We start from the raw sequence: 13,687 nt of genomic DNA, 5'->3' as shown, positions 1-13,687 counted from the left end.
ATGAGTAACATTGCTATGCAACGTGGTCAAGAATGGTTACAAACGCTGCTTAAACTGGCTAATGTCTCTGCTCCAGTGAACGCTAATGTAGGCACTATTCCTGAATTAGGTCATGACTTGCCGGAGCCTAATAGCTATTGGTTGACTATTGATGAAACTAATTTAACACCTGAACACATTAGAGTTTTAATTGGTGTTGATGGTGCGGTGTTAGATGCTATTCAGTATCTGGCAAATTCTGTTTTGAATTTAAGCCAACCAGAAACTGATCAGGCATCCTATACCATTGAATTAAATGGCTATCGTCTGAGAAGACAAGCAGAAATTCGCTCCTTAGCGGAAACAGCAGCCGCAGAGGTACGTTTTTATGGTCGTGAAGTAGAAATTAAATCCCTCAGTTCTGCGGAACGCCGACAGATTCATACTTTTTTGAAGGAATTTACTGACTTAGAAACCTTTAGTCGTGGTAAAGAACCTTTTCGCAATTTAGTTGTTCGTCCAGCGGGTGGATTACCAGACCCACTTGAGTACCACAGAGCTAACAGCTAAACTAAAAGATGAACTAACAGCAAAACTGCTGATTATTAACACCTATTCATCGTGAGGATCTCTCACAAATCCTATGGACGCTATTTTTATTCCGCAGCTAACTAAAGCCCCGGAGCGGACAGAGGAAATTCAAGTTAAAGAGTTTCTGCCTGGGCTAGAAACTTTAACCCCAGTACGTGGAGTTATTCGTGTACAACATCAGGGTAATTATTTAGAAGTTTCCTCTCAGGCAGAAGCAATTATCACTTGTACATGTAGCCGATGTTTACAGCAGTACAATCATCGCTTGGTGTTGAATACTAAAGAAATTATCTGGTTAGATGAAAATGCTAATCAAGTAGAAGACTTGCCTTTAGAAAGGGAAGTAGCTGTAGAAGATTTAGTAGAAACTCTCTCACCTGATGGTTATTTTCATCCCAGCGAGTGGTTGTATGAGCAGCTGTGTTTAGAGTTGCCACGTCGTCAGCTATGCGACTTGAGTTGTCCTGGTATTTTAAGTTCTGAAGCTAGTCGTCAGGAACAACAGCCAGAAAAAGCTATTGACTCTCGCTGGGCTTCTTTGGAAGCATTAAAAAAACAGTTTCCTAGTAGTTAAAACCAACTATTTTAGTGGCGATAGAGGGATTTATTCCCAGCCATACCCATAGAGATTTTTGATCCAGAAATCTCATAACCTACACAGTGTCAGGTATCGGTGATTAGTTTCTTCATCTCGACTCCCATAGAAATTAAACAGGGACACGAAAGACCGTGTCCCTAAAAAAGCTGATGGACAATAGCACTATAGGTTTAACCAGAGGATTATTTCCGCTTGCTGGTGCTACGTCGGGTTCCGCGTTTTTCTTCATCTTGGCGACGGCGATCGCGCCAATCTGCCCAAGTTAAATAGCCAATGCCACCAGTGACTCCCACTAGCAACACTACGGCAATTAAAGCCAAAATACTCAGGAATGGACTTTCCACAGTGCCTCTACAGTCCGTTGCGTCCCCAAACTACCATTGCAATTGACCAAGTAAACACGACCAACAGTGATACCCAACCCAATGTCAAAATCATAGTTCTACTTTTCAAATAATTACAAAACGTCTCTAATACTTATCATACTGGGAAAAGGCGGTTAATTCTTCAAAGCTCGGTTAAGGAGGTTGGGTAAAAGAATGAAATTGATGGCGGAACGGATAGAATCTCTGAAAGCAGGATTAATTGGTGCTTTTTCTCTGGGTTTAGCTTTTTTAATCACTATTTTGGTCAATATTCTCGTTTTGAGCAAGTATTTTCCCACTTTAGCTGTGGTTGCACCAGAGCTTGGGGATCTACATTTTTGGCTGAATGGATTGATTGCTGGTTTTTCTGGCCTGTTGTTTGGAGTGACTTACCGCTATATTATCCGCTCCGACCAAAATTCCCATCTCCAAGCTGGTGCCGTGTGGGCTTTTGGTTTAGTACGAGGACTAAGCCAAATTGAGACTGGTTGGCATGGTGAGGTGGCAATAGCACCTTATTTAATTTTGGCTGGTGAAAGCGTATTTTGCTTCGCGCTAGGGGCAATTAGTTTAAATACCGCCATTTCCCAAGGTTGGCTTAAACCCTTTGGCTTGATTAGTGAATAGTAATGTTGATTCGGAATTTGGGATTGTTTGAGTAGAAATCAGATTACCGATCCCAATTTGGGATCAGACAAAAGACAATCTGAACACAGATGTTCTTAACCATAATCAAAGAAAATAAATTGTAACAAAAAATACAAAATCAACATTTATTGCCAAAAATCAGGATAAGCTAACCATACAGATCCAGTTGAGCAAGCGATCGCGGTGAGGGATGTAAGACCAAATTAAAAAAATTCAGGTTTTACGAAGGTTTCTGAGTTGGGATCTGTGGCTTAACTTTGGATAATTGGTGTAAATCTATGGTTACAACTTCTATTCCTGTCTGGGAGACTCATTCTCCTGCCCACATTTGCCCATTTGACCAAGCTTGTAGTTATTTAGACTGGGCAGGTAAAGAATTAAAATTAGATGCTGGTTTATTAGAAATTCTCAGCCATCCCCGAAAGGTAGTGACAGTTTCCATTCCTGTGAAACTGGATAGGGGAGAAATTCGGGTGTTTGCTGGACATAGAGTCCAACATTCGGATGTTTTAGGCCCTTATAAAGGGGGAATTCGTTATCATCCTGCTGTCACTCTGCGGGAAGTTTCCGCGTTAGCAATGCTGATGACTTGGAAATGTGCATTGTTAGGCATTCCCTATGGTGGTGCTAAAGGGGGAATCCCCATTGACCCAAAACAATTTAGTATTGGTGAATTAGAAAGAATTAGTCGTCGTTATATCAGCGAATTAATTAAAGATATTGGCCCCTCTGTTGATATTCCTGCCCCAGATATGGGTACTTCTGCCCGTGAAATGGCTTGGATGATGGATACTTACTCTGTGAATGTTGGTCATGCTGTCCCTGGAGTAGTTACTGGTAAGCCCATTTCTATTGGTGGTTCACGGGGCAGGGAAATGGCAACGGGACGAGGTGTAATGATTATCGTCCGGGAAGCTTTGGCAGATAGGGGTCAATCTTTAGCTGGGGCGAAAATTGCCATTCAAGGCTTCGGAAATGTCGGTGGTGCTGCGGCTCAATTGTTACACCAAGCCGGAGCAAAAATTATTGCTGTATCTACAGGAAATGGAGGTGTATTTTCTGAACATGGTTTAGATATTCCAGCATTAAAAGCCTATGCAGCAGAGAACCGACGCAGCATTTTAGGTTTTCCTCACGGCACATTTATTAGTAATGCAGATTTATTAACTTTACCTTGTGATGTTTTGATTCCCGCAGCCTTGGAAAATCAAATTACGGAGGATAACGCCTCTCAGATACAAGCAAAGATGATTGCTGAAGCTGCTAATGGCCCAGTCACACTAGAAGCTAATCATACTTTGGAAGGGAGGGGTGTGATTGTGCTACCAGATATTTTGGCTAATGCTGGGGGTGTGGTAGTTAGTTATTTGGAATGGGTACAGGGTCTTTCTTATCTGTTCTGGGATGAGGAACGGGTAAATCGAGAAATGGAACATTTGATGGTGCAAGCTTACCGACAAGTGATGCAACAATCAAAGGCGCGTCAGGTGAATTTACGGTTAGCGGCTTATACTTTGGGTGTGGGTCGTGTAGCCCAAGCTTTAACTGATAGAGGTTTGTATCCTTAGTAGCTGTTAAGATTTCAATTTGACTTTGGTGAGTAACTCCTCTTTAATTCTGTTCAAAATAGAAGTCTCATCCAAAGTGGATAAAATTTTATTCACTACTGCTTTTGGCCCCTCTGGTCCCCAAGTTGCCCCATTGGCTAGATAAGCTTTGGTGACTTGTCCAAGCCCATAGGAAGAAACACCAGCTACCCCTGCTTGGGTTACAGCCACAGATAGATAGGGGCCTAAAACTACACCGGATGTGGCTGTGGCAGACACACCTAATAAAGTTTTTAAGCCACTCAAACCCAAATTAGCTAAAAGTTCACTAGCACCAATACCACCCATGCTCAAGGCGATTTTTTGTAGCAATTGTACTGCACCAGCTTCAGTCATGGGAATGTTGTACAGTTTAGATAAACCTAAAATTAAGGTGATATCAATAACTACGCCACTGAGTATATCTATCACAGTAACGGGATTGAGGGCGATCGCTATAGCTTTGGTCATCACCGCTTTCCAAATCAACTGATTTGCGTTCTCATCCCGAATCATCAGTTTACGTTCGACCACCTGCTCATTCACCGTATCAGCATACAGCATGGTATTTAAAGCCACTAAAGCTTTACCCTCTCGCTGGAGAATTTCCAAAATCTTGAGCTTGAGTTCTTCTACTTGAGCATTTCCTTTCTGCAACTGTAAAGCCCTAGTCCCATCAGGACGAAGCACAGCTGTTTTCACCAATGGTGAAGCCGCAGCCATGACAATTTCATCCGGTGACAGCAACTCTCTAACTCTGTCGTCACGAATTTTTTGATAAATTGCCAGTCGGTCAGCTTCAGGATACTGGTCTACTTTATTAAATACCAAAATTATCGGCTTTCCTGCCTCTCGCAACTGTGACAAGGCCAGCTGTTCCACCTTGGTCATATCTCCAGTAATCACAAACAAAATCAAATCTGCTTGCTTTGCTATCTGTTCAGCTAATGCTGCCCTAGTTTCTCCATCAATTTCATCTAAGCCAGGAGTATCGATTAATTCCACCTGAGATTGGCCAGTAGCAGGTAAAGTTACCCTCAAAGCCCGTTCAGTTTTGCCTATAGCTTCTTCCGTAATAGTCCAATTTACTCTTTGGGCTGCACGAGTCACACCATGCAAAGGGCCAGTTTCAAAGACTGATTCACCAACTAAGGCATTGAGAAGGGAAGACTTACCACGTCCCACCATACCAAAAGCAGCTATTTGCACCACCATGCTTTCCAACTTCCCCAGCATGGTTTCTAAATCCGCAATTTCCGCTTCTAATCCAGATTTTTCCTGAGAAGTCAAGTCGAGATTATTCACTAAATTTCTCAATGCCGTTTTTGCTTGTTGATAGTTCAATTCCGCTTGAATATCTTCAAAACTGAAAATGGCCCGGTCTAGTTCTTCTTCCCAGTTGGGTGAATCACTGTGATGAGGTTCTGGCAATGTGGAAGTCATGTCAAATTAGGATGATTGATTTTAGATATACCTCGTTTTTAATCCTAGTTATTTTTAGCAGGGGTTTGGGTGGAAGGAAAGGGGAGTACCAAGGAAAAGTGCAGGGAGAAAGTAAAAGATAGGTTAAAATCAATACCATTATTGACGACATCAGCTAGCAATTAGCTACCATCCAGTCGAGAATTAAGAGACACTAATCACAAATCTTTAAAGAAAGGAGAACTCATGGCTTGGACTAAAGTTCTGGCATCTAATGCCATAGCACCGGGTGAAAGACAAGTGGTGTCAGTGGGTAAACGTAATATTTTGGTGTTAAATCACGAAAATCAGCTTTATGCAGTAGAAAACACCTGCCCTCATTTAAAGTTACCCATCAAAAAAGGGAAAATTGAAAATGGAGCGATCGTTTGCCCTTTCCACCGTAGTGCGTTTGACCTGAAGAGTGGAGAAGTTACCAACTGGTGTCCTTGGCCACCTGGAGTTGGTAAGGTATTGTCTCTAGTCTCCCAAGCAAAAACCCTGCCTGTGTTCCCTCTGCGTGTGGAAGAGGGCAATATTTTGATTGATGTGCCAGAAGAATAAATCATAATCAAGGAGATGGGGTAGATTTGGAAGATATGATTTCCTTTTCCTCATCTCCCTACTTGTTCTGTATGAATGAACCACAAATAGACATCCGCCAAAAAATTAAACAGCTAGTAGCGCAATCAGACCCTACTGCTTGGTTTGAGGTATTATATGCTGATTCTCAAGGTGATGCCAATCAGGTGCCTTGGGCAAAATTAGCACCCCATCCCTATTTACAAGATTGGTTAATTAATCATACTCCCCAAGGTGAACAGCCTTCTGCTTTGGTCATTGGTTGTGGGTTGGGAGATGATGCACAAGCTTTAGCAACAGCTGGATATCAAGTGACAGCTTTTGATATTTCTCCCACCGCTATAGCTTGGTGTCAAAAAAGATTTCCTGATACCAATGTGAATTATCTAGTGGCAGATTTGTTAGCAATTCCCTCTCAATGGCAACAAGCTTTTGATTTAGTGTTTGAATCGCGGAATATTCAAGCTTTACCTGTGAACATACGTTCTCAAGTGATTCAATCAGTTGCATCTTTAGTTGCACCAGGAGGAACCTTATTAGTTATTACTGGTTTTCGGGAAACAGAAGCCGAACCAGATGGCCCACCTTGGTTTTTATCTCAGTCAGAACTAGCAATGTTTGCAGAGATCAATTTTACAGAAGTTAACAAATTGCCCTTTTTGGAATTGGAAAGACTGCACTTAAGGATTGAATATCAACGCCAAACTGCTAATTAAAGCTACAAAATATTACTGTCCCTTTACTTAATCAGTTTTGTAGTCATTTTGGGATGATAATAAAATTATAGGGAAACAGAGGCTAGGTATAATACTTGCTCTATTTCCTTCATTAACCACCACTTCTTCCCTGCCTCGTGGTAAATGGAGGTAAAATTATGACTACTCATGATGTACTTGTCCCCAACCTTACTTCATACTTGATGATCAAGATTGCTATCTTAGTGTTAGCTTTGTTGATGTTTATGATTGTTGCCGCAGCACCAGTTGTTTAAAGCGGGTGGTGCTTATTTGCGGTTTTGAGACGTAAGATCATTGATGATGCATCTTCCCTTTCTCATGGCTACATTTGAATAGAATTTACTCAATTTGGTAGTTAATGAACTGCCATATTGGGGTGGATTACTGTTGTTATATTGATATTAGCAACACTGGCTTTGAGATGATGATGTGGAAATTTTTGTTCAGATATGCAATGGTGCGATCGCACCACACCCCCGCATTAGCCTACACGCGCGATTGGACATCATAAAGCTTATCATATTAAAGCAATTATTTTTAAAATTAAATTATCATATAATGATTCATGATTACTGGTGATCAAAGACTAGCAATTTTGTAATTATGAATCAATCCCCAAATATTGGAATACTAGAAAAATTTGTCAATGTAGTGATGGGAGTAAAAACGGGAAATACCCAAACATTTGGCAAACCAGCAATAGCAACTACTGAAGAATTAGATATCAAAGCAGTTATAGTTTATAAACTAGGAACTATCCTGCAAATAGCAGCGATACTTCTGGCATTACTGGGAATGGAAAAATTAGTATCGTTAATTGATAGTAATACTTCCTTTCCTGGTTGGTTCAGCACTTTAATAACTGGATTATTTTTTGCCTTATTAAGTGTTCGTTCCCGAATTTTTTCACTGTTAGATAATACCCGTTCTAGTCGAACCTATGACCAAGTAATCAGACCCAAATGGGCCCCTCCACCTTTAGCCTTCCCCATAGTTTGGATGATAATTGCAATTTTGCGGGTAATTTCTTCTGTGTTAGTTTGGCAGCAATTTCACCATCAATTTTTAGTTTTGCCTTTAATCGTGTTTGTGGTACATCTGGCCGTAGGAGACACTTGGAATACAATTTTTACTGTAGAACGGAGATTAGGTGCGGCTGTTCCTGTAGTAATTTTAGGACCTTGGTTATCCGCTATTGTAGTGACTGCAATTTATTGGCAAACTAGTCCTTTAGCGGGAATGACTTTATCATTTTCTTGTGTCTGGTTAACTATAGCTGCTGCATTGGTATTTAGAATTTGGCAATTAAATGGATCTGAGCCATTGTATCCTTTAAAGCTTGTACCTGTAGAGAAATAAAAAACACCCATAAAAAAGCGGGCTAACCGCTCTCGAATTGGTTAACCCGTTCAGCTTTGGGAACGCGCAGAGAAATTGTTATTGCAATACCAATTTGACATTGGCGTTTTGCAAGCCGCGCTGTTTTACTTCAGCCAAGGTCTTGTTAACGGCGTATTTTTGGTTAATGGAGTTAATCAACTCAGTTTGATTGTGCTTTTTAGCTACGCCCCACAGGTCAGCAATGAGGTCAAAAGAACCATCGCTGTTGCGAGACCAGCCTAAATCGTACTCGCCTTCCAAAACTGCAACGATGTCGGCACGTACACGCTGGCCGTTGTAACCACGTACATCAGCTTCTGTCTTCACGCTGATTCCCAGGTCGCGCAAAGAGGATTTGAGGATTTCGGCATCGGTGATCTTGGTACGCAGAGTGCTAAAGTGAGACATTTGGGTTTCCTCCAATGAGAAGAGTGAGAAAAACGACAACGGTTTGTTTTTAGCGAAGCCGCGTTTTGTGGGAGCGGCCTTTCCTTCGTAACCGCTAGTCTTGGGGACTAGCCTTTCCCCCTGGCATCCAGAGGAAAGCTTTTAGAACTCCATACGCTGGTATTCAGCTACGGAGGCTGCGGCAGGTCTAGCGCGTTGTCTGGCCCAATCTCTCAAGGCCGTGACTTGTTCTTGCATCGTGCGTGACAACGGCAATGTCGCCTTCAGTGCAGCTATAATATCTAGTTGTGTGAACTCCCGATCTTGGGCAAAGGCTTCATACATAGCCGCCACGATCGCTTGTTCAATTTCTGCTCCAGAAAAACCATCGGACATCTTCGCTAATTGCTGCAAATCAAAGCGAGTAATTTCATTCCGACGCTTGGATAGATGGATAGTGAATATATCCTGTCTTTCTTCTGGGGTGGGTAAATCCACAAAGAAAATCTCGTCAAAACGTCCTTTCCTTAAGAATTCACCTGGTAACCGCTCTACACGGTTGGCTGTCGCCATGACAAACACAGGTGATTTCTTCTCTTGCATCCAGGTGAGGAAAGAACCAAAAATTCTGCTGGAAGTTCCGCCATCAGAATCACCGGAACCTGCACTACCTGCAAAAGATTTATCCAATTCATCTATAAACAAGATGGCTGGGGAAATAGATTCGGCGGTTTTTAAGGCATTACGCAGATTGGCTTCACTACGTCCTACCATTGAACCGTCATAGACCCGCCCCATATCCAACCGCAGCAGTGGTAGTCCCCATAATCGGGATGTGGTTTTGGCTATCAATGATTTACCGCAACCTGGTACACCTAAAATTAGCATCCCTTTTGGTTGGGGTAAGCCATACTCCCTAGCTCTTTCCGTAAAGGCGTTAGAGCGTTGTTTTAGCCATTTTTTTAATTCTTCTAAACCACCTACCGCGTCAATGGTTGCATCTTCTTCAATGTATTCTAAAATACCATTGCGACGAATTAGTTGTTTCTTCTCAGATAATACTATATCTACTTCATCTTCCGTTAAGCGTCCAGTTGTTACCTGTGCCTTACGGTATACTTTCTCAGCTTCATCTTTAGTTAGACCTAAAGCTGCCCTGAGAAGCTTTTCTCTGGCCTCGGTGGTCAACCTCCGTCCCCGATTTTGCTCTAAATGATGAGTTAACACTTTATTTAACTCGCTCATATCAGGCAATTGGAAGTCGAGAACAACAACTTCTTTTTCTAGTTCAATGGGTACTTGGTGCATAGGAGACATCAAGATGATGTTCTTTTGCATTCCTTTGAAACTAGAGATGGCATCCCTGAGGGATCTAGTTGTTGCAGGCGCATCAATAAATGGATGTAAATCTTTAAGAATAAATATACCGGGTTCTTTCTGGCGAATAATCCACTCGATTGCCGCTTCTGGGGAAACGGTGTTGTGTTGAGTGACATGCCTGGGTTGACCGTACTCGACAATGCCGTGAGTTACTGTCCAAACGTATACTCGGCGTTGGGGCTTTAATAGTTGAGCGATTGTATAAATTGATTGCTCTGCCCGTTCTTCCTCGGAGGTCACAAGGTAGATTAAAGGGTATTGAGCTTGAATGAGGATATTGAGCTCTTCTTTCATACGATCGACCTACTTGAGACCTTATTAGAGACAGTACCGAATCATGAATTGTCCATTCATAATTCCTATCTAGCAAGGAACTAATTCTTCCTCACCCTTGGGATGGGTTTGTTCTTGTTCCATGTTGTCAATGGATAGATGGTCTTGACCAATTACACCTGGTTGATTGCCCAAGGTCACTAGTTCACCATTACGCAACACGAGGGAGCTTTCGCAAGTGGGACAGGAATAAACCCGATGAGTTCGCCCATAAGTAGACTCTTCTAGTTCTTCTACTAATTCTGAGTTTGTCAGGTAGAAATCTAGGGCCCGCTCTGCCAAATCTGACATTGGCTGTGAGTCAACTGCGGCACGTATCTTTAACTTTCTGTGCAGCTCTGGCGATAAATACAAAGTAACCTTTTGCTTAGTTTGCATATAACTCTTTACTGGTCTTACCCGGGTATGTATTTAACGTTATCGAGTCCTCGATTCCTTGTCAAGATGGTAAGACGTTTTAACGCTAATTTCGTTACATTTGTTAATAAAATGTGGGTAAAGAGGTTAGTGACATGATAGGTAAAGTTAAGTTATGTATGAAACAATTGCTATATGAGAAATTTGAGTGACTGAATGTCTATTGCCATGCCCAAAACCTATAGTTGGTGGGAGATTGTGAGTGCGATCACCACTGGTGTGAGTACAGCTATGATTTTGTCAGGGTGTGGTAACATGAGCCACCAGTCTTCTGAGCAGAAATGGCAGACCTACAGCAATTCTCGTTATAAATTTGAATTTCCCTATCCCAGCCATTGGCAGTCTTTAAAACCCCCAGATAATAGAGATGGCATTACTTTAGTGTCACCGCAAAACCCTACTGTAGAGATTCGCGCTTGGGCAACAAATAACTTGTTCACAGCCGAAACAGAGAGTAGAAATACTCAAAATATTAATTATAATTTTCAGACCAATCAAGGTTTACCAGGGGTAATGATGGTAGAAGTTGGTCAGCAAGTTAGCACTATCAAACTAACCATTACCCAAGGCAAAGTAAAATATTATTGGCAAGGACAAAGCAACAGTAAAGAATTTCAAAATTACTATCACATGTTTTATTACATTGCCAAGCAATATCAAGTGAAATAAGTTGAAAATTGGAAATGCTGATTTACAACCAATTGCCAACAATTACAAAAGCTGACCAATAGTAGGGATGAGCAAATTTTGGATTTTTAAATATTGCTATTTGAGCATTGCGGAGTGCTTCAGCTTTGGTAAGTTTGCTATTTGTTAGTTCTTGATAAAATTGACTCATTAACAGGGTAGTTGCTTCATCATTGACGTACCACAAACTAGCAATTGTACTTCTCGCTCCTGCTCTCACAGCCATTCCTGCTAGTCCTAAAGCGGCTCTATTGTCACCGGCAGCAGTTCTACAGGCACTCAGTACCAGTAATTCAATAGGGCGTAATTGATTGGTGTCAGAACGCAAAATTTCATTGAGTTGATCAACGTTGAGTTTGTTATCCCAGGTCAATACAAAAGTTCCTGCGGCTTGAGAACTAAACTCTCCATGGGTTGCTAAATGGACAATTTGATAACTAGTTTCCTTAACTTTTTGCTCTAATTTCAAATCTGTAAATGATTCATTTTTGAGGAGAACTGAACTAGGAATTTCTGATTGAATCTGCTGTAATTCATTGAGGACGTTGGGTAGTGCAGGAAAACCTTGACGGGCTTCACTCATACCACCACCAAGAATTTGTATGTCCTCTCTGACTAAGGCTTTGGGGTCAATTAATTGTAGGCTAGGGGCGATGGCAATACTGTATTTTTCAATTAAATATTGATTACCGTCATAAAGAATAGAAACGGGAATGTTACGTAATGCTCCGTCAGGAATAAAGACTAAATTCTTGATATTGTTTTTTTGTAAGTCACTTTCAACAGGGCTAATTAACCAATTATAAATTTGTTGAGAAATTTTCAATCTTTTTTGATTAAATACTCGTTCTCTAGGGCTAGCTAAAGTACCACGTAGTTGGTTAATATTCCTATCAATTTCTGACTGGGTTAAGTTGGTAGTATAATGGCGTAAAGGTTGGTTGGGTAAGGCAACAATTACTTCTAAGGTATCTTTAAGAATGATGGGGTAAAAAATAGCAGAGGTGGGATCTAGCTTGTCAATTTGGACTGGCTTGGCATCTAAACAAGCATTGCGGAAAAAGTTATCTAATTCTGCTAGTTGTAGAGATTCAATCACATCTCTAGCTTGTTTGAGTTCATTTTGACCAGGATTTTTTTGCAAGAGAAGGGTAACGAGTTCTCGATAAACTGGTTCTACACTTTCCCGGAAGGAAAATTGGATATTGGAGTCGATGGCTACTAGGTCAGTGCGAAGAGATTTAAGGGTTTTGACAGATTGGGAATAGGCAGCGATCGCACTTTTGTCTTCTCCTTGGGCTTTGAGAATTCTCCCTAACTGCCATTGCCATTGATAGCTCAAGTCTGAGGTATTATTGGCTTGAGCAATGAGTAAGGCTTCCTCGGTGAGTTTCTTCGCTTGTGGATAGCGTTGATTTTGTTCGTAGAGTTTACCTAAAACTCCCTTGGCAAAACTTTCTGCTCGTTTGTCTCCTAACTGCTGGGCTAATTGTACTGCTGTGGCTAACTTTTGTGCCAGTAAGGATTGGGAATAATACTGTTTATTTTCGGGTTTGAGGAATAATTGCCCAAAGGTGATGCGCGAATAAACGGCGGTGCGAGTGTTGGGTAATTGAGTTAGGGTCTTCTCGATTTGGGGAATTAATAGTTGGGCTGCATCAGCTTGTTTTTGGTCTAATAGTAACTCTAATTGATTGAGAAAAGCCTGAATTTGTAAATCGGCAGTTGGGGCTTGTTTTGCTGCTGCTTGGTAATATTCTAAGGCTTGGGGGAAGGCATTCTGTAAGCGGGTGGTTTTACCCAAACTCAGAAGGGTTTCAGTAGTGGCAGCAGGGGAGGATAATTTTTGAGCGATCGCTAAACTTTTTGTTAATACCTGTGTAGATTCTTCTAGTCTACCAATACCCCGCAGCACATCACCTAAGCTTTGCAAGGCTTTCGCTTTTAATAGGCTATCTGGTTGTTGATCTAAGGATTGCTCTGTGACAGTTAAGGTCTTAATAGCTTGATTATATAACCCCAATGCTTGCAATGCTTGGGCTTGATTGATTTTGCCCCTGATTGTACCAGTGGAGTCTCCTAGCTGTTCATAGGCTTCTGTAGCTTGTTTCCAAGTCTCCAACGCTGCTTGGGAATTACCCATGGATAATTGCAGTTGTCCTTGCACTTCCCATGTTTGGGCTAAAAACTGCTGTCGTTGGCGTTTATCGGCGATTTTATTGATTTGATTGAGACTTTTAGATAATACTTGGCTAGCCTGTTGCCAGTCACCCTGACGTTGATAAACTAAACCTAAATTCCTCTGGGCTACTACTTCACCAATTAAATCACCTTGTTGAACATAGTTAGCGATCGCTTGTTGCAAGAAAGGGATAACTTGGTCATACAGTCCATTTTGATAGAGTTTTTGGGCTTCTTGCTCCAAGGATTTGGCATCTTGTGAAGATAGGACAGGAGAATTAGGGATAGAATTAGCGATCGCTTTTCCTCCATCCACACTAGATAAATATAAAATCCCTAAAATTAAAACAACTATTTTTTGCATATTATTTATAA

General features: G+C 41.4%; 15 protein-coding genes. 8 read left to right on the top strand and 7 right to left on the bottom strand.

All coding sequences use genetic code 11. The features are described from left to right. Both H6G73_RS06975 and H6G73_RS06970 read left to right on the top strand, forming a co-directional pair. A complete protein-coding gene (locus H6G73_RS06975) occupies positions 1-549 on the top strand; it encodes a Jag family protein (RefSeq protein ID WP_190602635.1) in 549 nt (182 codons plus the stop codon). A gap of 73 nt (positions 550-622) precedes the next feature. Beyond that, positions 623-1,144 (top strand): YceD family protein, encoded by a 522-nt coding sequence (locus H6G73_RS06970; RefSeq protein WP_190602632.1) that lies wholly within the window; start codon positions 623-625, stop codon positions 1,142-1,144. A gap of 206 nt (positions 1,145-1,350) precedes the next feature. On the opposite strand, the gene H6G73_RS06965 is transcribed toward H6G73_RS06970, so the two are convergent. Beyond that, positions 1,351-1,512 (bottom strand): hypothetical protein, encoded by a 162-nt coding sequence (locus H6G73_RS06965; RefSeq protein ID WP_190602630.1) that lies wholly within the window; start codon positions 1,510-1,512, stop codon positions 1,351-1,353. A gap of 7 nt (positions 1,513-1,519) precedes the next feature. Next, a complete protein-coding gene (gene petN / locus H6G73_RS06960) occupies positions 1,520-1,606 on the bottom strand; it encodes a cytochrome b6-f complex subunit PetN (RefSeq protein WP_103136549.1) in 87 nt (28 codons plus the stop codon). A 101-nt stretch (positions 1,607-1,707) separates the two neighbouring features. On the opposite strand from petN, the gene H6G73_RS06955 reads away from it, so the two are divergent. Both H6G73_RS06955 and H6G73_RS06950 read left to right on the top strand, forming a co-directional pair. Next, positions 1,708-2,160 carry a hypothetical protein gene (locus H6G73_RS06955; protein WP_190602628.1) on the top strand — a complete coding sequence of 151 codons (453 nt, stop codon included), beginning with the start codon at positions 1,708-1,710 and terminating at the stop codon, positions 2,158-2,160. A gap of 299 nt (positions 2,161-2,459) precedes the next feature. After that, positions 2,460-3,749 (top strand): Glu/Leu/Phe/Val family dehydrogenase, encoded by a 1,290-nt coding sequence (locus H6G73_RS06950; protein ID WP_190602626.1) that lies wholly within the window; start codon positions 2,460-2,462, stop codon positions 3,747-3,749. Between the two features lie 6 nt (positions 3,750-3,755). Here H6G73_RS06950 and H6G73_RS06945 read toward each other — a convergent pair whose 3' ends face one another. Beyond that, the gene (locus H6G73_RS06945; RefSeq protein WP_190602624.1) at positions 3,756-5,210 is read right to left on the bottom strand and encodes a GTP-binding protein; all 1,455 of its coding nucleotides are present in this window, start codon (positions 5,208-5,210) and stop codon (positions 3,756-3,758) included. A 225-nt stretch (positions 5,211-5,435) separates the two neighbouring features. On the opposite strand from H6G73_RS06945, the gene H6G73_RS06940 reads away from it, so the two are divergent. The 3 genes from H6G73_RS06940 (at position 5,436) to H6G73_RS06930 (ending at position 7,906) form a co-directional block, all read left to right on the top strand. Continuing rightward, the gene (locus tag H6G73_RS06940) at positions 5,436-5,792 is read left to right on the top strand and encodes a Rieske (2Fe-2S) protein (RefSeq protein WP_190602622.1); all 357 of its coding nucleotides are present in this window, start codon (positions 5,436-5,438) and stop codon (positions 5,790-5,792) included. A gap of 71 nt (positions 5,793-5,863) precedes the next feature. Beyond that, positions 5,864-6,526, top strand: coding sequence for a class I SAM-dependent methyltransferase (locus H6G73_RS06935; protein ID WP_190602620.1), 663 nt, complete (start codon positions 5,864-5,866; stop codon positions 6,524-6,526). 624 nt (positions 6,527-7,150) lie between these two features. Beyond that, complete coding sequence (locus H6G73_RS06930; protein ID WP_190602618.1) at positions 7,151-7,906, top strand: TspO/MBR family protein; 756 nt, start codon at positions 7,151-7,153, stop codon at positions 7,904-7,906. A gap of 78 nt (positions 7,907-7,984) precedes the next feature. Here H6G73_RS06930 and H6G73_RS06925 read toward each other — a convergent pair whose 3' ends face one another. The 3 genes from H6G73_RS06925 to H6G73_RS06915 all read right to left on the bottom strand — a co-directional run bounded on the left by H6G73_RS06925 (position 7,985) and on the right by H6G73_RS06915 (position 10,405). Beyond that, complete coding sequence (locus H6G73_RS06925; protein WP_087542520.1) at positions 7,985-8,335, bottom strand: DUF1257 domain-containing protein; 351 nt, start codon at positions 8,333-8,335, stop codon at positions 7,985-7,987. Between the two features lie 141 nt (positions 8,336-8,476). Beyond that, positions 8,477-9,988 carry a stress-responsive protein Ycf46 gene (gene ycf46 / locus H6G73_RS06920; protein WP_190602616.1) on the bottom strand — a complete coding sequence of 504 codons (1,512 nt, stop codon included), beginning with the start codon at positions 9,986-9,988 and terminating at the stop codon, positions 8,477-8,479. A 69-nt stretch (positions 9,989-10,057) separates the two neighbouring features. Beyond that, on the bottom strand, positions 10,058-10,405 hold the full coding sequence (locus H6G73_RS06915) for a hypothetical protein (protein WP_190602614.1): 348 nt from the start codon (positions 10,403-10,405) through the stop codon (positions 10,058-10,060). A gap of 195 nt (positions 10,406-10,600) precedes the next feature. On the opposite strand from H6G73_RS06915, the gene H6G73_RS06910 reads away from it, so the two are divergent. After that, complete coding sequence (locus H6G73_RS06910) at positions 10,601-11,113, top strand: hypothetical protein (protein WP_190602612.1); 513 nt, start codon at positions 10,601-10,603, stop codon at positions 11,111-11,113. 22 nt (positions 11,114-11,135) lie between these two features. Here the strand turns inward: H6G73_RS06910 and H6G73_RS06905 are convergent, their stop codons facing one another. Next, on the bottom strand, positions 11,136-13,676 hold the full coding sequence (locus tag H6G73_RS06905; RefSeq protein WP_190602610.1) for a CHAT domain-containing protein: 2,541 nt from the start codon (positions 13,674-13,676) through the stop codon (positions 11,136-11,138). Positions 13,677-13,687: the final 11 nt, after the last annotated feature.

It is taken from the genome of Richelia sinica FACHB-800 (assembly GCF_014698825.1).
Lineage (GTDB): Bacteria > Cyanobacteriota > Cyanobacteriia > Cyanobacteriales > Nostocaceae > FACHB-800.
This window is presented reverse-complemented; position numbering and strand designations above follow the sequence as displayed.